Here is a 22786-nt window from a genome sequence, read left to right as displayed (position 1 = left end):
TTTCGCTTCCTGTTTATAATAAAATCGATATCATCACGCTAACGAGCAGACTTAAGAGCGAAACGAGATACATCAAACGAATCGTCGTGACAATATCACTTGCCTGCAATGGTCGCTTCGCATCTCCCATTTTTGCTCGATTCGATGCCACACCTTGGTAATAATTCAGTCCCCCGAGCTGCACGCCTAATGCGCCAGCGACTCCGGCTTCCGGCAAACCGCTGTTTGGACTCGGATGCAAATGCGCATCTCTTCTGATCATTGCCCAGCACTGCTTCCCATCCAATCGCTGCAGCCAGCTTGCGGCAACGAGCAACAAAGCTGTCAAACGGGCGGGTATGTAGTTCAGTACATCGTCAAAGCGGGCAGATGCCCAGCCGAGATTCATATACTGCTCGTTTTTATAGCCAACCATGGAGTCGAGGGTGTTGGCGGCACGGTACGCCATTGCCAACGGCGCTCCCCCAATCGCTGCGTAAATCAGCGGGGAGACGATCGCATCGACGATGTTTTCCGCCACGGTTTCCACTGCTCCCCGACATACTTCCGGTTCATCTAGCCGCTCTGTATCGCGTCCGACTACCATGGACAAGGAGCGTCTCGCCGCTTCCATATCCCCAGCCACGAGATGACGGGCAATCTCCATCCCGGCATCGGCCAAGCCTTTTGTTGCAATCGTCGTGGAAATCAACCAGGCACCCAAGATCCAGGCAAGCACTGGATGGATGAACGTCGCTCCCCACAGGAGCAGCCAAACAACAGCGTAGCTGCCGCCAACGATCACGAGCGGGAACAGGACTCCTGCTAGCCTCAAATGCGACTCCTTTTTGACGAGAAAACGTATGACCCGTTCCAATCGTGTAATCCACCAGCCCATGATGATCACTGGATGTGGCAGGCTCCTGGGGTCTCCTACCACCCGATCAATCAAGTAGGCCGCGCATAATATCCATACTTCTGTCATGTTGTCCCTCTCTTACTCTTCAGGGGTTGTCGCATCCAACTCTGCCCTTGCGCATCCAAGCATTCCGCTACCAGAGCCTCCCCATGCTTAACGCCATCGACCTGCCAATATCGGTCAGGATTGTTTTCGAGCCACGCGGCCTGGAACCAGCGAATCACGCCGCCATGTGTGACGATGACGACTGGATCGGATGCCTCCTCCTTGTCCGCTCTCTCCAACAAGGACCGTAGCCAACGATCCACGCGCATCCCCAGCTCTTCCAAGCTCTCCCCTTGTGGAGGTCGATTTCGAAAAGGATCGTCGTACCACCTCGTAGCTCGCACAGAGTCCGACACCATCAGCTCGTCGTAGGTCATCAGCTCCCACTCACCAAAAGACAGCTCTCTCAATGCTGGCTCCGGAATTACCGTTAGCCCCAAAGCAGCTGCGAGTGGTTCGGCAGTCTGCATGCATCTGAGCAGGTCGCTCGAGTAAATCGCAGCAGGTCCCCCAATGAGCACTGGTAATTCCTTGGCCAACTCACTCGCGTGCAGATAACCGCGTTCATTCAAAGGAATATCGCTATGCCCCAAATATCGATGCTCACGATTGCTGTCTGTCTCCCCGTGGCGTATCCAAACTAGCTTCATAACCACCAGCTCCCGACTAACACCAGCAGAACGACCGCTTCACTGCTTTCGATAACAGCCCCGTAGCAGTCTCCATTTAAACCGCCTAGCTTTTTTGCAACCGAGCGTGAAAACAGTAGAGCGAACAATAGCGACAGGAAAGTGGCTGTGATGACCTGCAAGCCCCCAAGATACCAACCTGCGGCAAACACGATGATGTAGCTCACGATGATAGAGGAAACGGAAAGCCCAGCACTGATGCCTTTTCCAATCCCTTTGTCTGCCGAAAGATAGGGCCAGAGCTTGATCGACAAAAGCACATGTGTCCTCGCTGCCACTGGTGCTACGATCAAAAAGCTGCCCCATCCCGGATGTGCTAGCTCTACGACTGCACCCGCCTTGATCAGCAACAGCATAATCGCAGCAAGAACGCCCATCGCACCTACGCGGCTGTCCTTCATAATCGCCAGTATTTGCTCTCTCGGTCTGCTGCTGCCAAGACCGTCCGCGAGGTCCATCCACCCATCCATATGAAGACCACCAGTCACGTAGACCCATGCGACCAACGTCAAAATAGCCGCGATCCAAGGACTAAACAACAGCAGGCCTGCCTGATGTACACCCCATAGCAGTAAACCGATGATCAAACCAACTGCGGGATACCAGTTGACGCTTTTTCTCCACGCATCCTCTGAAGGACGAAGCCACGGAACCGGAATACGCGTAAAAAACGAGATCGCGTGTAAAAATGCATTCATCCTTTGATCCTCCACGGTATCCCTGACAAAACCGCGTAGACGGCGTCCGCTTGTCGCGCACTTCTCTGATTGACATCGCCCAGCACATCCGCGAACCATCTGCCCAAACGACTCAAGGCTACACCGCCCAATCCGACCTCGCTTGTAACAGCAATGACTCTTTGCGGGGAATTCTGAACGAGGAACAGCCATGCCTCTGCCTCCTGCAACAGGGCTTGCGTGTGTGAAGGACTTCTCCATTCCGACTCATCCACGCTCATCAACCGATTACTCACCCAGGTGGACAGACAATCGATCAACACCACATCATACTGCTCACTAAATGCTTGGTAATCGGTTAAGCGCTCTCCTACCTCCACACAGCCCCATTCCAACGGACGACGTGCCTGATGCAGCTCGATTCTCTGCTTCATTTCATCATCCCAGGCCTTGCCTGTCGCCACGTACAGGACTCGACTGCTCAACGTCATCGCAAGCTCTTCCGCGTAGCGGCTTTTTCCTGAACGGACACCGCCTGTTACCAGCACCAAGCTCATCGCTGTTCACTTCCTTCCGCATGGACCTCGCGAAGCGCTGCCAGAAGTCGTTCATTTTCCTCTCGTCCACGCACTGCGATTCTCACATCATGTGCCGTCAAACCGGGATACATCGCACAGTTGCGGATCAGAACGCCTTTTTTGCCGAGCCGTGCCTGCAATTGTTCAGCTGGCAATCCTTCTGGCGATCGCAGCAACAAAAAGTTTGCCTCCCCCGGCCATACCTGCCAGCCCAACTCACTACGGATGCAATCAGTCAAATACGCACGTTCTGCTTTTATGAGCCTGCGCGTCTGTTCCTCGTATGCCTGCTCCTGCAAGCACAGTTCTCCAGCTAAAAGGGCTAGTGCATTCACGCTCCAGCTCACTTGCTTCTGGCGCATCTTCGCAATGACATCTGGATGCGCAATCGCATAACCCAGGCGCAATCCCGGGATCGCGTACATTTTCGTCATCGAACGCATCAAAATCACACGGGGAAAGCGCTCCAGTTGCGTTGCCAATGTATACTGCCGCTCTTCCTCCACAAAATCGAGAAAAGCCTCATCCACGATGAGCCACGTATTGGTCTCTTTCGTCCATTCCGCCATTTGACGCAGCTCATCCGGTTGATACAGGATTCCGGTCGGATTGTTTGGCGACCCGACAAATACGAGATCAGACTGCGTAAAAAGAGTGTGCAGCTCTACAGGATCGGGCTTGTACCCGTTCGCCTCCTTCCCGAAGCAGCCAATGACATGGGCACCATACTGCTCGGAAAGTTGCGCGTATTCCGAAAAGCAAGGATATACCACACCAACCGTTTGCGGCGAAAGACCGAGAATGGCCAATGCCATTGCCTCTGCTGCACCATTGGCAGGCAGCAACCATTCCTCCGGCACTTGCAGCCGTTTTGCCAGTGCATGACGAAACACACGATGTCCAGGGTCTGGGTAATGCGCTACAGCAGCTAACGAAGCCAGCAGCATCTCACGAACGCTTGCTGGCATCCCCAGCGGATTAATATTGGCACTGTAATCCAGAAACTGCCCTGGCTCTCGACCAAAACGCTGCGCTGCGCTCAGCAAGTCTCCACCATGACCGTACGTTTCTATTACACCTGCGCTTGTCAAAACTCTACCCCCAGCACAGCTGGAATCCCTTCATCGTAGTAATGCTTGATTGGCTTCATCTCTGTCACCAAATCTGCGATGTCCAAAATCTCCTGCTTTGCTGCCCGTCCCGTAATCACGAGGTGGATATGATTTGGCCTGTTTTGAATCGCTTCCAAGACATCGGACAATGGCAACACATCGTCAATCGGGAAGCGGTCAATCGCCAATGCATTATTCAGCTCATCCAGAATGACGACATCGTACGCTCCGGAAGAGAGCTTTTCGCTCGCAAACGCCCAAGCTTCTTTCAATGCCTGACGATGCTCCTCCGGTGTCTTCGTCCATGTGAAGCCAACGCCCTTTTGCACAATTTCAATGCCCAATTTATCGAAAACAATCTTTTCTCCGTAAGTACGCTCCGGCGACTTGATGAATTGAACCATCAGCACCTTTTTTCCGCGCCCTGTCGCCCGCACAGCCAATCCGACTGCTGCCGTCGTTTTTCCTTTGCCGTCTCCTGTGTAAACGAGGGTCAAGCCCCTCTTCTTATCGTTTTTCTCCATCGTGACCACCTCAAAAAGTGACGTATTTAACTCCGCTGTTTCCTCCAAATACTTTCCGAAGCCAACAAAAAAAGCGCTCTGTTTCCCCCAGTACGTAAGGAAAAACAAAGCGCGGATAGCTGAAAGCAACAATCCTCACCTCTTCCTTTGACCCGAAGGAAATCAGTGTAAACATAAAAACAGGCAGGTCTCCTGGCTCGAGGATCATCGCTCTTCTTCTCCTTCCCGCTCCCGGATGGGCAGTGGATGGCATGGTGCCTTGAAGAACAGCTACTCTCTTACAGTGGCGGGACCGCGTTGGCTTTTCACCAAACTTCCCTTTTAACCTTGCTCCTGCGAATCGGTTTCGCAAAAACAAGGACCTGTTTCTCTTCCATATGTAAATGTCATTCGTTTCGTTGACAAGCACTTGCTTTAATAATAGCAAAAGCTACCGAGGATTCAAGCAAAAGCTGCCGATTCGTCGCAGGTGTCAATTGGCAGAAAATTCGAGATAATTATCATTTACTTACTTGACGTTTTTCGTTACCCTATTGGCAAAACAATCGAAAGTGGTGTGCAGTCATGCTATTTCCTCCGATTCCAAAAATACCAGACATGGTCCTCCCCAGCCCACTGCCGATCAATGAATGTGGCGAACCGATGATCCCACTCTCTTCCCTTTGTGAACAAATCACAGTCTATCCAGCCTACTACCACGAGGGCTATGCCGGAACACAGCCAGAAGCCTTTTTGCGAGAAGGGGCAGCACGCAAGCTCGCCACAGCAGTCGCGCAACTGCCTGTTGGCTACAAGCTCGTCGTGTTGGACGGCTGGCGCTCGTTCGAGGTACAGGCATCCTTGTATGAACGTTTCCGTGAAGCCTTGCTTTCACAAGGCTGGCAGGAAGGACCCGCGCTCACCGATGAATTGAGCAAATTCGTCGCTTATCCAACAACAGACCTCTCCAAGCCGTCCCCTCACCTATCCGGTGGCGCAGTCGATCTGACTATCGCAGGACCTGATGGCTGGTTGGAGATGGGGACAGCCTTCGATGATTTCAGTGTAAGGGCTGCAACTCGCCATTATGAAGAACTCGTACAGCCTACACAAAAAGACATCGAGATTCGAGACAATCGCCGACTGCTCTATCATTTGATGACCGCCGCCGGATTCGTCAACTATCCGAAAGAATGGTGGCATTTCGAGTATGGGACGCGCACCTGGGGACAAAAAACGCAGCAGGAGCCGATCTATGGCGGGGTTTTGTCGATGTAAGAAATAACGTCCATGAAAAAGACCGTCAGTGCATTCTGCCTGACGGTCTTGCTTATTCCTTTATGAAACAATCACTGCATAAAATCTGCCATGATGATCTCCGTATCAAACGGCGTAATTCCTTCCTCTAAGGAAAATACCGTATCTGCCTCCTCAGCTTGATCAGTCAGCGTCCCTCTCGCCTGTGCATGAAGCATGAACAACTCATGCAGGGTAGGCTTCACCAACGAGGTGATCGCTCTTCCCATCAGCTCCACCCCTCCGGCATTGGACTCCACATTGTTGGCAAACCGCGGATCGGAATTCAAGGCGATATCCGTCCAAATCACTTTTCTTTCCACGAGATCCAGAATGACCGGGATACAAATCCGCGTGTTTGCGGCGAGGTCAATCTTGTCCTGTACCGTCTGCGGCTCGAAAATTTCCCCTGTCTGTGGCGCCGAACGAATCATCCAGCCAGCGAAGCATTCAGGCAAATCGCAATATGGCTGACTCGTAAACGAATACAGGTTCATGACGACATATCGACCGCCATAGCGGATGACAGAATCCATGTCGATGTCGATGAATTCGCACGCGCCTTTGGGAGCCTCCACAATATCCCCGCTATGGCACGCTTGATACTTGTCGGAACGCAGATTGGTATAGGAAATATGCTCCATGTATTTCCAGTCTTCATTATAGAGCACGGCAGACAAATCGATATCGACTCTGCCTGTAGGGACATCGTTAACGATCCCTTCCCTCCACCACAGGAAAAAGCGAATCGTTCCTCCATCCGGGATCGATAGCCGGGAGCCACGTGCAATCGTGCGTAGTGCTTTGCTGGCGGATCGCATCGAAAACGGAACGAGATGCTCCTGCAGCCGCGGGTCGATATAGACGTTACCCAGCGACGGCAATTGGCCAAAACGGTTCAACAAGGATGTCCGGCAAATATCCGCTGCCTTCTGTCTGATGTCCTCTTGCAGCCCTGGCACTCGGTTTTCGATTGCCTGTACTTTCGCCACTTGCCCTTTCGGAAAAAAGGTCCGCCATTCCCCGTAGCTATCCCGTTTGTTGAAGTGATTCATGACTTGCAAAAGAACTGGAGTCGATACACCATCCGCAATTTTCTCGAAGGCAGAAAGGACTGGACTCCCCTGCTCCGTCAAACGCAATAAATGATCCAGACGACGGGCAAATTCCCCTGGACGCTGTTCAAGCAGCTTGATCGCCGTATTCACATCCGCACGGACCAGCGCCTGCTCTACTTGGCTATTGAACGTCTCGATCTTGTGATTGTTGCGCACAATATCGAATGCTTCTGCCGCTTTCGGATAGCGATCCTTATATTCAAACGGATGCAAGATTTCCCCGAGACGAATCCATCTGTTTTTGTAACGATTCATGTCTTCTACGATATTCGAGCCGGCTTCCAGCAGGCGGAGGAGCAGCCTCCTCTCCCCGCGTTTGAACTTGCGAAATTTTGCAGGCTCTGCCAAGCTCACATCCCCGTCAGACAGCGCCACAGCCAGACGTAATACATCTGTCGCGGTCTTGCAATAGTGGGCAAAAAAAGTAGTAGGAAGCTTGTCATACTTGAGCAGCAGGCTAGCAGCGATCGCCACGTTTTCCTTTTGAGGAATCTCTGCTGGCAGAGCTTCTGCGATGCCTTCATAGGTCTGAATCAAGCCCTCCAAGTCTTCCCTGTCAGTTGCAGAAAGCGAGCTATTGGAGCGCAGCAAGTTCATTCCTACCTGTAGCAGCTCTTCGTCTGTGCCCAAATGAATCAGTTTCAGTCGAGATTCTCTTAGCAAAGGCAAACGTTTTTTCACTTCGTGCACAGGAAGGTCCAACGTCAAATAATGAATGATCGCATTTACAAACAGCTCACCCTCGCTAGCCTCCATGACTTGCTTAGGAAAATTCGGATACATCGGCTTGTACTGGCGGGATGCTCCGATCTTTACCTTGAGCACAGCTACCACGTCCGAATAGAGCGCGAAAAACTCTCCTTCCGACAGCGTCCGGATTCTTTCTAGTAAATCCAGTGAAAAGGTATAGCCCAAGCTCTCAATATTGCGCAAAGCCGCAGCTAAATAAGAGGTAGGCAGTTCATGCTGCCCCTGATGTACGATGATTTTATTTTTCCGACGAAGGTAGATTTGATTTTTCATTGGCATCACGAAAAAAGTCAGGAAAGCAGTACCCCTAATGGTGAACCAAACCTTTAGCTCAGAAGGAAGGTGTACGATAGCCTGATTTTTTATTCCTTTTTGTAATTTTTAACCATCTTACTTCAATTTTTCCTGATGGTAAAGCTTCCCTCCAGGAACGAGACATAAATCCGTCCCCGGACCTAATTCGATTTCATTCCGCTGCCCGTTATTCCGTATTCTTCATCCCTGTAAAGTGAGTAGCAGAGTACCAAAACTTTACAGGAGGGAGAACTCGATTCATGAATCAATCTGTTATGAAAAGTCATACAGCACCCCCTTTCTTTCAAGGGGAGAAATGGTTAGTGTATACCGGCTTGCTCGGCTTCTTACTCGCTGCCATATGCGCAATCTGGGTCATGCTGAACGGAGGACCCGTCGCTCCTAATGGCGATGTCTCGAAAGCGTTTTCCTTTAACGCCGCACTTGGAATATTTTTATTGTCGACAGCCGCAATTATGCCGTTATCTGCCCTAGGCACGCGAAGTAGAGCTTTCTTTCGCTGGTCTTATATCTCGCTTGCTTTCTATTCTTATGGAGCGGAAACCGTACAAAACTTCCGCGGCGTGGACCCGAGGTTCGTCAAAAATGGCACACCCTTCGACGTCGCTGTCGGTTCCATTTTTACTTTTGTGGCTCTTCTCTTGGTCCTCTTTTATGTATTCATTGCCATTCAGTTTTTCCGCAGAAAAGCTTATTCACTACACCCAGAGCTGGCAGTTGGCATCCGCTATGCAATGATTGCGATTATGCTATCGTTTGCGGCAGGCCTCTGGATTTCATTCAATGCTGGTCGAGTGGTCGGGCAGCACGGGAATATCATTTGGCTCCATGGTATTGGCTTTCATGCTTTGCAAGCAGTACCTTTTGTCGCTTGGTTAGCGAAACGTAAGAAGCACGTGTCCACTGCTCGTACTGGATTCATCCATCTCACAGGTATCGCCTACTTGCTTGGTTTAGCTGCAATCGGATGGCAAACCTATCTCGGTCATGCTGTTTTGGAAATGTCCGTATTTCCGATTCTCGCCGCCTGTTGTTTCTTGGTCGCCTTCTTTCCAATCGCTTTCTTCCTTCTACAAAAAAACGATGTAAAAAAGCTCCACAACACTTCTGATATTCCGAACTAATTGATTCTCCATATCATTCGTGATACTTTGTTACCAGTACCTGACATACGGTATCAGAAACGAGGAGATCGATCTATGACAGCACGTATTGGACTTCCTGCACCTGATTTTACGATGGACACCGTGACGTTTGACAACGGATTTCCCCTGCCAAAGAGCTTGGTAGACTATCGTGGAAAATGGCTTCTTTTATTCTTTTACCCGTTTGACTTTTCGAAAGTATGCCCGACCGAAATCCTCAGCCTCAACCGCCGGATCAAGGAGTTCGCGGATTTGAATGTCGAGGTGCTTGGCATTAGCGGCGACAGCATACATACACACAAAGCATGGATGAGATCGAGTGAAGGCATCGGTCCACTCTCGTTCCCGCTCGCTTCCGATTACAGCAAAGAAGCGACCCTTGCCTACGGTGTGCTGGACGAAGCAACCAAAGCTCCGCTGCGCGGCAGCTTCATCATCGATCCCGAAGGCATCCTGCAATACGCAGTCATCTCCAACTCCAAGGTGGGCAGAAGCGTAGATGAAACGCTCCGTGTGATCGAAGCTCTGCAATCAGGCGGATTGTGCCCAATGGACTGGAAGCCTGGACAAAACACGATATCCTAATCGATAGACATAAACAAAGGCCGCATGATCGCTTGCACAGGATCACACGGCCTTTTTCATTTTTTAATAGGCATAAAAAAATCAGGAAAGCAGTACCCCTAATATCGGATTGGGTTAGAAGGAAGGTGTACTATAGCCTGATTTATTCACCATACCATTATTTATCTTTTTTGTAAATGCTCATCTGGACACGACCGGGTACGGAAACAAGTCAACCACACGCATGGTCTCCCCGCTTTCGTTGGTAAACACAACATGCTCTCTCCGAAGCTCGATCGGACTCTCCAAGCCACATGCTGCCGCCAGCGAGAACAAGCCTTCCCTCAACTGCAAAATATAGTTCATCACACGCCACTGCTTTTCTGCCGGAACCAACGCCTCCTGGTATTTGGAATCCGTCGTAGTGACCCCTGTGGGACATTTACCCGTATGGCATTGCATCGCCATGATGCAGCCAGTTGCAATCATGAAGCCGCGCGCGGAGTTGACGCAATCCGCTCCCAATGCCATGGCGATCGCTACTTTATCAGGGGTAACGAGCTTGCCGGAAGCAAAAATCCTGATGCGGTCCCGTACGCCGAATTTCCTCATCGTATCATCGAGAATGATGAGCGCGGCGAAAAGCGGCAAGCCCATGCCATCTGCCATTGCCTTGAACATTGCGCCTGAACCGCCCTCAGAGCCATCTACCGTGATGAAATCCGGGTAAATGGACAGCTCCAGCATTTTCTCAAAAAAATGCTCCAACCGCTTTGGATCGCCGACGACGATTTTCACTCCCACCGGCTTACCTCCCGCCTCCTGCAAACTACCGATGAAACGCAAGGCTTCATCCGGATTGGTGAGGAATTCGAAGCGGTTCGGTGAATTGACCGTTTGTCCCACAGGTACCAGCCTGGCTGCCGCGACTTTTTCCGTGACCTTGGAGCCCTCGAGATGACCTCCGCGTATTTTTGCGCCTTGATGAAATTTCAGTTCGAACGCTTTGATGTTCGGGATGCTTGCCTTTTTCTTGAATTCTTCGAGCGAAAACTTGCCCTTGTCATCACGGAAACCAAACATCCCCGGCCCGATTTGCGAAATAATATCTACGCCTGTTGAGAGGTGAACTTCTGCAACGCCACCCTCTCCTGTATTGATCCAAGAGCCGCCTGCCATACGTGCCCCATACCCAGTGGACATGATATAGTTTTCTCCCACTGCTCCAAAGGAGGTAGCTGAAGCACCGAACATCCCTTTTATCCGCCAGGGCTGCCTTCTGTTTTCGCCCACGATAATGACATCCTCGTCATGCAGCATCCACGGCTTAACCTCTTGTTCCTCGATAAACTTTTCTCTTCTTGTAAACAGTCCCTCATGGGTAATCTCATACTTTTTGCCAGGGACGACTTTCTCGTTATCTACCCGCAGCTCACTCGTCAGCCTCGGGAACATCGCGTTGGACAAATAGAAGCCGGGCTTCTCGTAATCGCGTTTTCCACCAAACGAAATCAGGTCGGTCCTGTATTTGGCCGCATAAACCATACCGACAAAGTCAGAACGGGAGAACGGTTTCCCTTCTGTATCCGATTCAAACCAATACTGGCGAAACTCAGGCCCGAGCTTTTCCAGCAAATAACGCATCCACCCCAAAAAAGGATGGGAACGAATAATGGAGTGCTTCGGCTGTTTAGACAGGGCGTACATATAACTAAAAAATACAATGGGTGGAAGAAGAAGGATGAAGATAATGACGCATAACAGAGTAGGTACCACTTGTGCTTACCCTCCCCAAACACAATATTCTAGTAAATCATGTCAAGGATAGGATGCAACAAGTTCTCTGTTTTTAATCGTATTTCTCATCATCCTCCCGTATTTGCCCATCTACGATCAATTCCAGCTCCGTTTCAAAATTCAACATGATCTCTACAGGCAGCTGTTCTGCAACCTCTGCCATGTCCGGAAGAAGCAGCGCATCCTCTAGCGTATCAGGCTTCGTCTCCAGTTGAACGTACCACTCGCGGATTTGCTCCATCATGCGGTAAAACGAAGCCTCAAACTGATTCGCATCGTCCTCCGCGTCGTCCTCGTGGCTCTTTTTCATCCGATCCCAATATTCCAGCGTCGTGCGCAGTGCTTTCTCTATGTTTGTATCCATTTATTGTCTCTCCTTTTCGTCTCTTCCTTCTCTCCCATTTAGTATGACCGCTTTGATTGCACAATGCCACCTCAGGTGTATGCCTCTCGCACCCTTCCATTTTTTTTAAAATCGTTGCGTTTTTTGACACGTTTTATAGCCCGGTTGAGTCATACGAAAATGAAAAGAGGCTGTTATCCTAAATGTAGCTAGCAGCCGATTATCCGGCAATAAACCAGAGAGCTCTCTAGTGGAATAGGGGAGGATGCACCCTGTTATTACGATGGAACAATCGAAAATTATCTCTCCCGCTACTTTTCGTCTCCGTCATTTGTATCGTTGCTCTACAGTTGCCTATCACAGCCAAGGCGACGCCTGCAGATTCTGACTCCTTGCAGGCGATGATTGATCAAGCACGCCCTAACGATACCGTTACCATTCCGTATGGTTTGTACAAAGGTCCTATCCGCATTACCAAGCCGATTCAATTGGTAGCCAATGATCCAGTGAAGATCATCAATCCGACCGAGGAAGAGGCAACGCTCACGATTGAAAGCGACAATGTGAGCGTGCAAGGAATCCATATCGTGGACAAGCGAATCAACAGTGACGTAGCCGCTCTTGTCATCCGTGGCGATCAAAACTTCCTGGAGAATGTCATCGTTGAAACGAAAGGGATTGGTATTCAATTACGGCAAGCAGACTACAACACGCTGCACAACGTTCAAGTCATCGGAAAAATCAAAGGTGATGGCAGCCCAACGACCAGTTCTGGACATAATCACGGAGCACAGCCTGAAGTAAAGCCAAAGCAAACAGAAAAAGCGAAACGAGGAAACGGAATTGACGTGCGTGAATCGGATCATAACCGGTTCATTAAAAATCAGGTGACGAATGTCGAAGATGGCTTTTACGTCGAAAATAGCGATCGAAACCATCTGGAACAAAATCTGGTGACGAATTCGCGGTACGGCTATCACTTCATGGGCACCTCTGATACGACGGTCATCAACAACATTGGAATGGAAAATGTGACAGGCTCCCAGCTTATGGAGTCGCGCAAATTGACGGTTACCGGGAATCAATTTTTGAAACAGCAAAAAAATCCTGGTTCACAAGGAATTCTTCTCATTACCGTACAGGATACGCTGGTTGCAAACAACACGATTGAGGGGAACCGCGTTGGACTGTATTTAGAGCAATCATCCGGCATTACGGTCAAAAACAATTTACTCAGTCTCAACTTTATCGGCATGCAGTTTTTGTCCTCTTCTGACAACGTATTAACCGATAATCAATTTGTCTCCAACGTCATCCAAGCGCAAGCCCAGGATAGTCAGAACAACAACTTAAACAAAAACTACTGGGACAATCTGCAAGGACTCGATGTGAACGGGGATTCCCGCAGTGATTTGCCGTACGAGATGAATCCTTTTTACCTGGGTTTGACCGACGCGGTTCCTGCCTACCAGCTGTTTTTCCAAGCCCCGGGATTCGTGTTTCTGGAAGGCTTGTTTACAAGTGGGGCAGGCTCAGCAATCAAGGACGCATCTCCTTTAATGCAACCCTCGGACACCGTGCTAATGGAATCTGGGAAAACGAGCGGTTGGGGTGCAGGCATTCTTGGACTTATCTTGTTAATAGGAAGTAGTTCGATCATTTATATAGGAGTGAGAAAATCATGAACAAAATGACAAAATGGTGCACATCAATCGGAGCAATTATCGGCATTAGCCTGCTTATGGTCGGCTGCGGAAGCGAAGAACCGAAACCTGTAGATATCGCAGAAGGCGTAGACAAATGCGACCTTTGCAAAATGCATGTCCCTAACGATCACAATGCTACTGAAATCGTCTTAAAAGATGGAAAAGCACTGAAGTTCGATGATCTCGGCTGCATGAATAACTGGACGAAAGAGAATGGAACCGATAACGTGGCTGTACAATTTGTCCGCGATTACTACACAGCAGAATGGACAAAAGCAGAGCAAGCAACCTACGCTTACGACAAAGACTTCAAAACACCAATGACATATGGCATCTATTCTTTCAAAGAGAAGTCTGCTGCAGACAGCTTCGTTCAGGAACAAAAGAAAGGCATTGTCATGAGTGCGGAAGAGTTGAAAAATCATAGCTGGGAAAATGGCATGAGCAAGCACATGAACAAAGACGGTCAGTCTTCCGAAGGGCAACATAATAGCGGTCACGAAAGCAAACCAGCCGACCACGGAAGCAACAGTACTACCCCAACCACACATAACTAACAGAGGGAGTGGAGTCTTTGCACATCAATCTGATTGCCAAACGAGAAGTGAAGGTAGGCTTCCGCAATCCATGGTCCTACTCGTTCATGGCTCTGTTCTCCCTGTTTAGTTTGGGACTCTTGATCATCCAATCGCAGTCCTACATGAAGGGTTATACGTATACGACAGGTACCATGCTGAATCTGATTTTGTACTTGCTGCCACTGATGACGATGCTTCTCTCCTCTTTTTCCTTGACGGCGGAAAAAGAAGAGGGAAGCTGGCAGCTCCTCTCTACCTACGCCATGACAACCTCCTCCTTCTTGTTGGGGAAATACTTGGGACAAGCACTCGTATTAGTTGCGATTGTCGCCTTCGGGTATGGGTTGTCTGGTGTAGCTGGCATTCTGTTAGGAAAAAGCTTTGCATTTTCGACTCTCTTGTTTTTGCTTGCCTTTTCCATCTGTCTCATTCTGTTATTTTTAGGTCTAGCCATGCTGATTGGCGCCATCAGTAAAAACCGTTGGCAGGCTTTGACAATGGGAGTCAGCGTCTGGTTCTTCTATATTCTGGCATGGCCTACTTTGCTCATCTCTGTGCTCAGCTTCGTCCCTTATACATGGATCAAGCCTCTGCTTCAGCTCGCAACCTTTCTCAACCCAGCGGAGTTTGTACGAATCTTTTCCGTTGCCAGATTAGGCGGTGGCTCGATCTTTGGACCTGAATACTACAAATGGGTGTACTGGGCTGATTCTCCGCTTGGTGATCTCATCTTTGTCGCACTCAGTCTGCTCTGGATCAGTGCGACCTTGTTCATAGCCATCCGGGTATGGGAAAGAAGGTAATGCGATGAATATGTTAGGACTTACCATCGATCAGGTCAACAAGGAAATCAATGGCAAAACAATCGTCCACCCATTCAGTATGAACATTGCACCCGGTCAGGTCGTCGCCTTATGCGGCGGTAACGGTGCAGGGAAAAGTACGATCCTGCGGATGCTGGTCGGTATACTCCCTCCTTCTTCGGGAACCATTCAGCTAAACGGGTTAAACTGGAACGATAATCGCGTAGAGTATCTTCAAGAAATCGGTTATATGCCGGATCACTTTACGTTTTCTGCCGGACTTACTGCGAAAGAAACGCTCGAATTTTACGCTTCCCTGCGCAATCGCACCGCAGAAGAGGCGGATCGACTGCTGAAAATGGTGGGACTGCATGAAGTGAGAAACAAACGGGTGTCTCAGTTCTCCAAAGGTATGCAGCAGCGACTCTTGTTTGCCCAAGCGATATTGGCAAAACCTGCACTCGTCGTCCTCGATGAACCGACCAACGGACTCGATCCGTATTGGATGGATGCCTTTGTCGATCTCGTGCGGGAAGTAAAGCTCGCGGGTCAATCCGTTCTCTTTACAACACACCAGTTGCAGGTGGCAGATGCGGTAGCGGATCGAGCGATTTTCTTGATGAACGGGAAAATCGTGCGTGATGGGTCGATACAGGAGTACCAGCAGCAGTATGGGGCAATTGGTTTATACGGTGCCTTCTCCGAGCTTGTTCATCAGGCAAAGGCCTGAATAAAAAAACGCGGGAGACTAGATCGTTTTGATCGGCTCCCGCGTTTTTGCTATTTATAGCGACTTTGCTTCCATATAAAAGACAGATAAAAACTTTTTCACGCTAATCCGGCACTTCGTCGTTTTTTCGCCCGCCTCCAGCTCTTGCATCCGTTGGCGAATTTCTTGAAAGTCAAACAGTCGTGGTGCAAAGTGTTCAAAGGTAGGGTTGGCATAGTCGGTCAACCCCAATGAGGAAAGATGCGTAAAGGCTTGCAGGACCATCCGGCGAATTCGTTGTTCCATGGCACGCACCTCTTTGGTAATTCCATGCTCATCCAGGCTGGCATGCACCTTCAGTAGAATTTGTGTATACAGTTCCTTGAGCTGCAATTCGTGCAGCTTGTCTCCCTGTCTCTCATCCTGTACGAGCCATTCCATGATCAATAGCAGATCGGGAGCCCCGGCTTCACTCGCGATCCCTAGCTGCAAAAGCAGTTTTCTCGCTTTTTGTGCCAGAATATCCTGATCGGACGACTGACTTTTCAAGCCGCTGGTATGCGGTTCTTTTGCTTTGACATCCAAGATTTGCAATGATTTGCGGATGGTTTGCAGAGATGCTTCCAGCGACAAGTAATCCGATACCCGCTTCAGCACAGCCATGACTTCCAGGCGGTTGATCGGTTTTTGAATAAAGGTATCAATCCCCTGCAAATAAGCCTCCCCGATCATTTCCTTGTTTTCCACCTGTGACACCATGATGAAGCGACCCGCGAAGCCTTCTGCCTGCAACTTTTTGATCGTTTGGATGCCATCGAGTCCCGGCATTAACAAGTCGATCAAAATAACATCGACCCCATACAGTTGATCAATCGATACGTGACTGCCGTCGCTGGCTTGCCCTACAATTTCGCCCAACCCGCTGTCTTGAATAATCCGTTCGAGCATGCGGCGCACTACAGCATCGTCTTCAATTAAAAAGAAACGTATCATTGCTTACACTCCCTCCTTTCCGAGCAATTGGTCGGTCGGAATTTGTAGTTCTAAGTGTGTCATTTGCTTCTGATCAGGTAAAATACGCAAGCTTCCTTGCAGGCTTTGGACAATTCCGCGGGCATGCGTCAGTCCAATTCCGGTAGATGCATTTCCCTGTTCATCGTATTTGGTCGTATACCCGGGCTGAAACACCCATTCCTGCTCTTCTAGCGGGATTCCCGGACCACTGTCAAGTACACTGAACACCAGATGACGATGAATCAGTTTCACATTCAGCTCAATCCGTCCCGACGTGGGAATCGCCTCTACCGCATTGGCTACCAGGTTGTTTAGCACGGAGAGCAGCGCATAGATTTGGCTGGTCGACAGGTTGATGTTACAGCTCCACTCTATTCGTATATCTTTTCCCAACATCTCTGCGTATTTCTGATTCGCGCGTGCAACCAACTCACACAGCTCTTTGATCGGCAGCTGTGGTGCTAGTCCCTCCTGATTAATCAGCTTGGAAATGCCCGCCAGCATCCGCTGCGAATCTTTTTTCACCTCATGTACATTCTCGGCAATCGACAAGGCCGTCGGGGATTCCGCATGACCCGAGGTGAGCAGACGCCTGTAGAGCTGGTAGCTCTCTCGCGTGATTTCCTCCAGATGCGTCATCGATTTGCGCAAGTAAAAGGCTTCTTCATACAGCTCCGTATTGATCATCCGCAGACGCTCCAACTCTTGTTGACGCACCTCACCCACTGCCCGCAACTGCCTGATCGAAAAGCTGTTGTACAAGCCGACAGCAAAAAAGCTGCGCAGGACCCCAAAAAAGAGAAGCATCAAAAAGCTTTGCCAGGTGATCGGCGGAAAATCAGTGAAATACTGCCGTACTTGGATCTCTACCACATTGGAGATAAAATCAATGGATGCACCTATCAGCCCCAACCATAGAGGAAATTCGCGATAGCTACGTGCACGGAGCAAATAAAACAGGACGGTAAAGCTGAAATAATAAAAGGCGGAGGGAAGATGCGCAGCCACACTCTCCATGTACGGACGGTACGCAAAAAAGACATCCATTCCGACGCGAAATCCGAAGATAAACGTCCCTGTAAAAAATCCCGTCAACAATACAGGTACGGACGAAAACCACAACAACCCGAAAAAGAAAGCAGCGATGCCCAAGGAAAAACGAAAAGACCCTCCTACGGGGTTTACCTTCATCTCACCAAAAAAAGCAGTTGCCAGCATGATAATAAACAGGATCAAAAGGCGTTCTCGCATAGCTGCTCCTTTCGTACGGAAAAAGATCTCCTATTCTTATTTTACTAAGAATCGGAGATCTGCAAAGATAAAACGCTTAAGCGTGCTTGTTTTCCAGTCGTTTGGAGACGACTGACAACGCGTAGTTGACGACAAAGTACATCACTGCCACCATCAGGAAGGTCGGGATGACGTAGTTGACATTGCGTCCGTTGATAATTTGCGCATGGTTCATCAGCTCTGGCAATGCGATTACGACGGCCAGCGACGTATCCTTCAAGAGCGAAATGAATTGGCTCACAATCGGAGGAACCATTCTTCTGAGAGCCTGTGGAAGAACAACATGCCACAAGGTCTGGACATAATTCAGACCAGAAGAACGTGCAGCTTCAATCTGTCCTTTTTCGACCGAATTTAAACCGCTTCGTACGATTTCTGACAACATCGCTGCTTCGAAAATAACCAATGCCAGAACAGCGGCCCAAAACTTGTCCAGCTTGATTCCCACTTCCGGGAGAGCAAAATACGTAAAGAAAATAATCAACAAGAGCGGCAAATTGCGAATCAGCTCTACGATTGTCCCGAGAACGTGTGAGACTCCGGGAATTTTTGCGTAACGCAAAACCCCTACGATAATCGCAATAGTAAAGCTGAAGACAATTGACAAGAAAGCGACCTGCAAGGTGACCCAAAAGCCTTCGAGCAGGAAGGTCAAATGACTGGGCGCATAAGCTCCGGTAAAGTCCATGATGTCCCCTCCTTCTTAGCGGCTTCCAGCCAAGCGTCGCTCCAAATAACTGACGAACGCGCTCAACGGAAGGGTCAGAATCAGATAGAAAACAGCTACAAAGATGTACACATCAAAGGTAACAAATGTATCAGCGGAAATCAGATCTCCAAAATACATCAGGTCCAGACCTGCAATCACGCCTAATACCGAGGAGTTTTTTACAAGATTGATAAACTGGTTGCCCATTGGCGGGATCACGACCTTGATCGCTTGCGGCAAAATGATATAGCGCATCGTTTGTCCGTACGTCAATCCCGAGGAACGAGCGGCTTCTGTCTGTCCTTTTGGAATCGCCAGAATGCCTGCGCGGATCGTCTCCGCGATAAATGCTGCGGTATACACTGTCAAGCCTAGCGTACCTGCAATAAAAGGCTCCAGTACGATACCAATTGCCGGCAAGCCCACAAAAAAGAGGAAAACGACGAGAATCAACGGGATATTACGCACAAACTCGATGTAAGCAGTAGCGATCCACTTGAGTGGTCCAATCGGAGAAATCCGAAAGATCGCAAAGAGCGTCCCTAACGCAAAGCTCCCGACGAGAGCAAGCAGGCTCGCCTGCAAGGTGTTCCAAAAGCCTTCGAGATACATATCCATGTGATCAAACAAGATAGAAAAATCGATCATCTCTTATGCGATCCTCCTTGTGTGCAAAATTCTGTTAGGAATATAAGGGAATGAGCGGCAGAGTAAACCGCTCATTCTTGATGGAGTCGAACCGCATTATTTTTTAGGTTTTGTTCCGATCCATTTTTCATAAATCTTGTCGTATTCACCGTTTTCTTTCATTTCTTTCAGCACATCGTTCACGGTTTTCACGAATTCAGCATCACCCTTGCTGATTGCAATACCGTATGGCTCTTCAGTGAAGGTCTCTTCTGTTACACGGTAGTTCGGATCTTGCTTCGCCATGCCGTACAAAAGAGCGTTATCAGTTGTCAGCGCGTCACCCTGACCAGCTTTGAGTGCTGTGAAGGCTTCCGCGTAGTTTTCGAATTCAAGTACTTCTACATCAGGAGCACTTGCTCTGATGTTTTTCGCAGAAGTAGAACCTTTTGCGGTCACGATCTTCATGCCTTTTTGCATGTCTTTCAGACCGTTGATTGAGGTGTCCTTTTTCACCAAGAAAGATTGACCTGCCAGGAAGTATACGTCAGAGAAGTCTACTTCTTTTTTACGGTCTTCTGTAATGGTCATCGTTGCGATGATCGCGTCAATTTCTCCGTTTTTCAGCATCGGGATACGCGTTTTGGAGGTTACTTCCTTCAGCTCGATTTTGTTTTCGTCCCCGAGTACTTTCTTCGCAATTGCCTTCGCAATATCAATATCGAAGCCTTCTACATTTCCGGTTGCCGGGTCTTTCAAGCCGAACAAGTTCAGGTCATACTTAACTCCGACTACGAATTTGTCTCTTTCTTTAATTTTTGCCAATGTGCCTGTACCTGCTGCAGCTGGTGTACCTTTTGCGCCGCCTTCTGTTGTACTACCCCCACCACAGCCTGCCAACGCAGTTGCGCTCAGCATCAGAACGAGACCCATCCCTGTTACTTTTTTCCAAAGCTTGTTTGCTTTCATCTGAATACCCCTTTTCTCTATCGTTTTATTTTTCTAGTGATTCAAAATCCGACTCAAGAACAAACGCGCACGCTCTTCACGCGGACTTGCGAAAAACTCCTCTGGTGTAGAATCTTCAAGAATCGTTCCCTGATCCATAAACACGATGCGATCTGCCACTTCGCGGGCAAAGCCCATTTCGTGCGTCACGACCACCATCGTCATACCTTCCTTCGCCAGCTTCTTCATGACGTCGAGAACTTCGCCGATCGTCTCGGGGTCAAGTGCAGAGGTAGGTTCGTCAAACAACATGATTTTTGGTCGCATGGCCAGTCCGCGTGCAATCGCTACGCGTTGCTGTTGACCGCCAGATAGTTGCGATGGGAACATTTCTGCCTTTTCCGGAATCCCTACCTTTTCCAAATAGTAGAGTGCCGTTTCTTCGGCTTCCTTCTGCGATACGCCCAGTACCTTGGTTGGTGCCAGCGTGATGTTTTGCAATACGGTCTTGTGCGGGTATAGATTGAAGTGCTGGAACACCATGCCGATGTCCCGACGCAGCTTGTTGATATCGGTGTTTTTATCGTTCACTTTCACCCCGTCTACCACCAGTTCTCCGCTTGTAACCGTTTCCAATCTGTTGATGCAGCGAACCATCGTGCTTTTACCTGATCCTGACGGGCCAATGACCACGACGACTTCTCCCTGGTTGATGTGCAGGTTGATGTTCTTGAGGACGTGAAAGCTTCCGTAATGTTTATTTACTTGATGAAAACTGATCAACCTTAAATCCCCCCTTGCTCTATGTCTTATTTTGTATACTAATGTCGAACTACTCAAAACTACTGAAAAAGACAAAGAAAAGTTTTTTTGTTTAAAATTTTCTAATAAAACACAATAAAAAAACGAAGTGAACCTACCAGACAAATGGGAGCCAATATATCATGTAAGACCTGAATGGAGGCCGGCCTATGAAAGAGGAAATTGTAAAGCCTTGGCTCATCCGGATGCGCCAAGGAGAGGAAGAAGCTTTTCAAGAAGTCTATCGAGCAACTCGCACGTACGCCTACAACCTGATCTATTTTCTGGCGCCGCACAAACAGGATGTAGACGACATGATGAGTGAAGTGTACGTGGAGTTGATTCGAAGCATCGACAGGTACGATATGGAGCAGCCCTTTATCCCATGGTTCAACGGATTGATTGTGCGGCAGGTTCGCAACTGGAATCGAAGTATTTGGCGAAGATTCCGCCTGCTGGAGCGGGTAAAGGAAAAAGGCTATGAAGCACCTGTTGCAGGGATGGAGGATAAGCTGGGGGCGATCAGTGATGAGCTGGAGGTCATTCCCGCCGTAGAGAAATTATCCTTCAAGCTCAAGGAAATCGTCGTACTGCGTTACTATCAAAACTGTTCCTTGGAGGAAATTTCCGCGATTCTCCACATCCCGCTCGGAACGGTGAAATCGAGACATCACTTGGCAATGAAAAAGTTGAGAGAGCATTTTGAGCATCGAATTAATCGTGAGGAGGCATCTTTTCATGTTCATTGAGGAAAAGTTGAGAAAAGAGTATGCACAGGTAGCAGGGAAGCTCCACATTGATCCAGTACTGGACAGCAAAATCGAACAAATAGTCAAAAATAAGTTAGCTGGCAAATGGCGTTTACACAAAGGGATGCGCTTTCGTCCAAAGCTGGTACATGTTGCAGCAGCGTTCGCCCTGCTCACTGGTTTTGGTTATGCGACACACAGCTTGTTGTACAAAATTGATGAAGGCTCTGTCCGTATGGAAGTTCAAGCGCTTAAGGATTTTACATTGACGCAAATCACGCCTGAGGAAATACGACTGGAATTGGCAAACGTAGAGAACAAATTGGCAACAGGCGAGACCGCCCTCGTCTATTTCGCAGCGCTGGAAAAAGAGAAACACCCTCTCTTTCAACAAAACCCCATGATCGGCATAGAAAAGCCAGATGTGGTGAAAGATTGGAAAGCATGGACTGCCGTCCTCAGTGAAGAAGCTTCTCTCTCATCTGCCTTGCCGCAACAGCTTCCTGACAGCTTTTCGTTCCTTGAGGGCAAACAAGGTACCCCCTACGGTGTCATGATGGGTCAAGAAGGACAGCAGTGGCTGCATGAGCTTCAAGAAGAAAGCAAGGAAACAGGAAAAAGTGTCGTATGGAAAGTCGTTCCACAAGCAACATCTCCAATTGAAGCCTATACGAGCCTGTATGAGAACGAGCAAAAAGAACGCATCTTTGTCACGGTAGAGAAATTCCCGAAAGAACAGCTAGATGTACAATTGAGAACGCCAGAAACAACGAAATACGACACAGTAACTGTCAGCGGAAAAAAAGCGCATTACACGAAAAACGACCAGTTCTTGTTTAGCGAATCCGGTCAGTATCAAGAGCTGTCCTGGTTGGATCAAGATGGAGAGCAACCGATTATGTATCGGGTAGCTTCCGATTCGCCAACAGTTTCCAAAGAAATGCTGCTCCAGGCTGCAAAAGCAAGCCAGCAATAACAATGCGAAAAGCCAGCCCTCTCTTGCTTTGTATCTGCAAAAGAGG

At 49.0% G+C, this 22786-nt stretch carries 25 protein-coding genes and 1 riboswitch; of the genes, 9 read left to right on the top strand and 16 right to left on the bottom strand.

Annotated features, from left to right (window positions below):
- Positions 1–13: 13 nt before the first annotated feature.
- The 7 genes from cbiB to ACM6JA_RS17625 form a co-directional block, all read right to left on the bottom strand.
- A complete protein-coding gene (gene cbiB / locus ACM6JA_RS17655) occupies positions 14–964 on the bottom strand; it encodes an adenosylcobinamide-phosphate synthase CbiB (RefSeq protein WP_414853369.1) in 951 nt (316 codons plus the stop codon).
- Positions 961–1593, bottom strand: coding sequence for a histidine phosphatase family protein (locus ACM6JA_RS17650; protein WP_414853368.1), 633 nt, complete (start codon positions 1591–1593; stop codon positions 961–963). Before ACM6JA_RS17650 ends, cbiB begins: the two co-directional genes overlap by 4 nt.
- Positions 1590–2330 (bottom strand): adenosylcobinamide-GDP ribazoletransferase, encoded by a 741-nt coding sequence (cobS, locus tag ACM6JA_RS17645; RefSeq protein ID WP_414853367.1) that lies wholly within the window; start codon positions 2328–2330, stop codon positions 1590–1592. The genes ACM6JA_RS17650 and cobS overlap by 4 nt, the downstream gene beginning before the upstream one ends.
- Complete coding sequence (gene cobU / locus ACM6JA_RS17640) at positions 2327–2866, bottom strand: bifunctional adenosylcobinamide kinase/adenosylcobinamide-phosphate guanylyltransferase (protein WP_414853366.1); 540 nt, start codon at positions 2864–2866, stop codon at positions 2327–2329. Before cobU ends, cobS begins: the two co-directional genes overlap by 4 nt.
- Positions 2863–3978: a threonine-phosphate decarboxylase CobD gene (gene cobD / locus ACM6JA_RS17635; RefSeq protein WP_414853365.1), complete on the bottom strand. Its 1116-nt coding sequence runs from the start codon at positions 3976–3978 to the stop codon at positions 2863–2865. The genes cobU and cobD overlap by 4 nt, the downstream gene beginning before the upstream one ends.
- On the bottom strand, positions 3975–4523 hold the full coding sequence (gene cobO, locus ACM6JA_RS17630; protein WP_414853364.1) for a cob(I)yrinic acid a,c-diamide adenosyltransferase: 549 nt from the start codon (positions 4521–4523) through the stop codon (positions 3975–3977). The genes cobD and cobO overlap by 4 nt, the downstream gene beginning before the upstream one ends.
- A gap of 10 nt (positions 4524–4533) precedes the next feature.
- A complete protein-coding gene (locus ACM6JA_RS17625) occupies positions 4534–4731 on the bottom strand; it encodes a hypothetical protein (protein ID WP_414853363.1) in 198 nt (65 codons plus the stop codon).
- Positions 4688–4904, bottom strand: a riboswitch (cobalamin riboswitch). (Overlaps the previous gene by 44 nt.)
- Before the next feature lie 183 nt (positions 4905–5087).
- Between ACM6JA_RS17625 and ACM6JA_RS17620 the strand changes: the two genes are divergently transcribed.
- Positions 5088–5780 (top strand): M15 family metallopeptidase, encoded by a 693-nt coding sequence (locus ACM6JA_RS17620; protein ID WP_414853362.1) that lies wholly within the window; start codon positions 5088–5090, stop codon positions 5778–5780.
- Between the two features lie 71 nt (positions 5781–5851).
- Here the strand turns inward: ACM6JA_RS17620 and ACM6JA_RS17615 are convergent, their stop codons facing one another.
- A complete protein-coding gene (locus ACM6JA_RS17615; RefSeq protein WP_414853361.1) occupies positions 5852–7939 on the bottom strand; it encodes a TerD family protein in 2088 nt (695 codons plus the stop codon).
- Between the two features lie 281 nt (positions 7940–8220).
- Between ACM6JA_RS17615 and ACM6JA_RS17610 the strand changes: the two genes are divergently transcribed.
- Both ACM6JA_RS17610 and ACM6JA_RS17605 read left to right on the top strand, forming a co-directional pair.
- Entirely contained in the window at positions 8221–9105 is an 885-nt protein-coding gene (locus tag ACM6JA_RS17610; protein WP_414853360.1) for a hypothetical protein, read from the top strand.
- 75 nt (positions 9106–9180) lie between these two features.
- Positions 9181–9711, top strand: coding sequence for a peroxiredoxin (locus ACM6JA_RS17605; protein WP_047070494.1), 531 nt, complete (start codon positions 9181–9183; stop codon positions 9709–9711).
- Between the two features lie 180 nt (positions 9712–9891).
- On the opposite strand, the gene ACM6JA_RS17600 is transcribed toward ACM6JA_RS17605, so the two are convergent.
- Together ACM6JA_RS17600 and ACM6JA_RS17595 are read right to left on the bottom strand one after the other, a co-directional pair.
- The gene (locus ACM6JA_RS17600) at positions 9892–11466 is read right to left on the bottom strand and encodes an FMN-binding glutamate synthase family protein (RefSeq protein WP_414853359.1); all 1575 of its coding nucleotides are present in this window, start codon (positions 11464–11466) and stop codon (positions 9892–9894) included.
- A gap of 73 nt (positions 11467–11539) precedes the next feature.
- The gene (locus ACM6JA_RS17595; protein WP_414853358.1) at positions 11540–11851 is read right to left on the bottom strand and encodes a hypothetical protein; all 312 of its coding nucleotides are present in this window, start codon (positions 11849–11851) and stop codon (positions 11540–11542) included.
- A gap of 371 nt (positions 11852–12222) precedes the next feature.
- On the opposite strand from ACM6JA_RS17595, the gene ACM6JA_RS17590 reads away from it, so the two are divergent.
- From ACM6JA_RS17590 to ACM6JA_RS17575, 4 genes are read left to right on the top strand one after another with little or no spacing between them, the layout of a single operon-like run.
- A complete protein-coding gene (locus tag ACM6JA_RS17590; protein ID WP_414853357.1) occupies positions 12223–13515 on the top strand; it encodes a nitrous oxide reductase family maturation protein NosD in 1293 nt (430 codons plus the stop codon).
- Positions 13512–14093, top strand: a complete 582-nt coding sequence (locus ACM6JA_RS17585) for a nitrous oxide reductase accessory protein NosL (RefSeq protein WP_414853356.1) — start codon at positions 13512–13514, stop codon at positions 14091–14093. Before ACM6JA_RS17590 ends, ACM6JA_RS17585 begins: the two co-directional genes overlap by 4 nt.
- Positions 14094–14110: 17 nt before the next feature.
- Positions 14111–14917, top strand: coding sequence for an ABC transporter permease (locus ACM6JA_RS17580; protein WP_414853355.1), 807 nt, complete (start codon positions 14111–14113; stop codon positions 14915–14917).
- A 4-nt stretch (positions 14918–14921) separates the two neighbouring features.
- Positions 14922–15647 carry an ABC transporter ATP-binding protein gene (locus ACM6JA_RS17575; protein WP_414853354.1) on the top strand — a complete coding sequence of 242 codons (726 nt, stop codon included), beginning with the start codon at positions 14922–14924 and terminating at the stop codon, positions 15645–15647.
- A gap of 54 nt (positions 15648–15701) precedes the next feature.
- Here ACM6JA_RS17575 and ACM6JA_RS17570 read toward each other — a convergent pair whose 3' ends face one another.
- From ACM6JA_RS17570 to ACM6JA_RS17545, 6 genes are all read right to left on the bottom strand, one after another.
- Positions 15702–16619 (bottom strand): response regulator, encoded by a 918-nt coding sequence (locus tag ACM6JA_RS17570; RefSeq protein WP_414853353.1) that lies wholly within the window; start codon positions 16617–16619, stop codon positions 15702–15704.
- Between the two features lie 3 nt (positions 16620–16622).
- On the bottom strand, positions 16623–17891 hold the full coding sequence (locus tag ACM6JA_RS17565; protein WP_414853352.1) for a sensor histidine kinase: 1269 nt from the start codon (positions 17889–17891) through the stop codon (positions 16623–16625).
- Between the two features lie 76 nt (positions 17892–17967).
- Positions 17968–18618 (bottom strand): amino acid ABC transporter permease, encoded by a 651-nt coding sequence (locus ACM6JA_RS17560; protein ID WP_414853351.1) that lies wholly within the window; start codon positions 18616–18618, stop codon positions 17968–17970.
- A gap of 15 nt (positions 18619–18633) precedes the next feature.
- Positions 18634–19287 (bottom strand): amino acid ABC transporter permease, encoded by a 654-nt coding sequence (locus ACM6JA_RS17555; RefSeq protein ID WP_007715946.1) that lies wholly within the window; start codon positions 19285–19287, stop codon positions 18634–18636.
- Positions 19288–19383: 96 nt separating this feature from the next.
- Positions 19384–20235 carry a transporter substrate-binding domain-containing protein gene (locus tag ACM6JA_RS17550; protein ID WP_414853350.1) on the bottom strand — a complete coding sequence of 284 codons (852 nt, stop codon included), beginning with the start codon at positions 20233–20235 and terminating at the stop codon, positions 19384–19386.
- 33 nt (positions 20236–20268) lie between these two features.
- Positions 20269–20997: an amino acid ABC transporter ATP-binding protein gene (locus tag ACM6JA_RS17545; protein ID WP_414853349.1), complete on the bottom strand. Its 729-nt coding sequence runs from the start codon at positions 20995–20997 to the stop codon at positions 20269–20271.
- Positions 20998–21185: 188 nt separating this feature from the next.
- On the opposite strand from ACM6JA_RS17545, the gene ACM6JA_RS17540 reads away from it, so the two are divergent.
- Both ACM6JA_RS17540 and ACM6JA_RS17535 read left to right on the top strand, forming a co-directional pair.
- A complete protein-coding gene (locus ACM6JA_RS17540; protein WP_414853348.1) occupies positions 21186–21764 on the top strand; it encodes a sigma-70 family RNA polymerase sigma factor in 579 nt (192 codons plus the stop codon).
- Positions 21754–22740, top strand: coding sequence for a hypothetical protein (locus tag ACM6JA_RS17535; protein WP_414853347.1), 987 nt, complete (start codon positions 21754–21756; stop codon positions 22738–22740). Before ACM6JA_RS17540 ends, ACM6JA_RS17535 begins: the two co-directional genes overlap by 11 nt.
- The last annotated feature ends 46 nt before the right edge of the window (positions 22741–22786 follow it).

It is taken from the genome of Brevibacillus sp. IT-7CA2, from assembly GCF_949767855.1.
Classification (GTDB): domain Bacteria; phylum Bacillota; class Bacilli; order Brevibacillales; family Brevibacillaceae; genus Brevibacillus.
This window is presented reverse-complemented; position numbering and strand designations above follow the sequence as displayed.

Bases quoted from the DNA above. Each gene is read 5' to 3' on its own strand.
- cbiB (WP_414853369.1), bottom strand. From the start codon at position 964: ATGACAGAAGTATGGATATTATGCGCGGCCTACTTGATTGATCGGGTG.
- ACM6JA_RS17650 (WP_414853368.1), bottom strand. From the start codon at position 1,593: ATGAAGCTAGTTTGGATACGCCACGGGGAGACAGACAGCAATCGTGAG.
- cobS (WP_414853367.1), bottom strand. From the start codon at position 2,330: ATGAATGCATTTTTACACGCGATCTCGTTTTTTACGCGTATTCCGGTT.
- cobU (WP_414853366.1), bottom strand. From the start codon at position 2,866: ATGAGCTTGGTGCTGGTAACAGGCGGTGTCCGTTCAGGAAAAAGCCGC.
- cobO (WP_414853364.1), bottom strand. From the start codon at position 4,523: ATGGAGAAAAACGATAAGAAGAGGGGCTTGACCCTCGTTTACACAGGA.
- ACM6JA_RS17625 (WP_414853363.1), bottom strand. From the start codon at position 4,731: ATGATCCTCGAGCCAGGAGACCTGCCTGTTTTTATGTTTACACTGATT.
- ACM6JA_RS17620 (WP_414853362.1), top strand. From the start codon at position 5,088: ATGCTATTTCCTCCGATTCCAAAAATACCAGACATGGTCCTCCCCAGC.
- ACM6JA_RS17615 (WP_414853361.1), bottom strand. From the start codon at position 7,939: ATGAAAAATCAAATCTACCTTCGTCGGAAAAATAAAATCATCGTACAT.
- ACM6JA_RS17610 (WP_414853360.1), top strand. From the start codon at position 8,221: ATGAATCAATCTGTTATGAAAAGTCATACAGCACCCCCTTTCTTTCAA.
- ACM6JA_RS17605 (WP_047070494.1), top strand. From the start codon at position 9,181: ATGACAGCACGTATTGGACTTCCTGCACCTGATTTTACGATGGACACC.
- ACM6JA_RS17595 (WP_414853358.1), bottom strand. From the start codon at position 11,851: ATGGATACAAACATAGAGAAAGCACTGCGCACGACGCTGGAATATTGG.
- ACM6JA_RS17585 (WP_414853356.1), top strand. From the start codon at position 13,512: ATGAACAAAATGACAAAATGGTGCACATCAATCGGAGCAATTATCGGC.
- ACM6JA_RS17575 (WP_414853354.1), top strand. From the start codon at position 14,922: ATGAATATGTTAGGACTTACCATCGATCAGGTCAACAAGGAAATCAAT.
- ACM6JA_RS17570 (WP_414853353.1), bottom strand. From the start codon at position 16,619: ATGATACGTTTCTTTTTAATTGAAGACGATGCTGTAGTGCGCCGCATG.
- ACM6JA_RS17565 (WP_414853352.1), bottom strand. From the start codon at position 17,891: ATGCGAGAACGCCTTTTGATCCTGTTTATTATCATGCTGGCAACTGCT.
- ACM6JA_RS17560 (WP_414853351.1), bottom strand. From the start codon at position 18,618: ATGGACTTTACCGGAGCTTATGCGCCCAGTCATTTGACCTTCCTGCTC.
- ACM6JA_RS17555 (WP_007715946.1), bottom strand. From the start codon at position 19,287: ATGATCGATTTTTCTATCTTGTTTGATCACATGGATATGTATCTCGAA.
- ACM6JA_RS17550 (WP_414853350.1), bottom strand. From the start codon at position 20,235: ATGAAAGCAAACAAGCTTTGGAAAAAAGTAACAGGGATGGGTCTCGTT.
- ACM6JA_RS17540 (WP_414853348.1), top strand. From the start codon at position 21,186: ATGAAAGAGGAAATTGTAAAGCCTTGGCTCATCCGGATGCGCCAAGGA.
- ACM6JA_RS17535 (WP_414853347.1), top strand. From the start codon at position 21,754: ATGTTCATTGAGGAAAAGTTGAGAAAAGAGTATGCACAGGTAGCAGGG.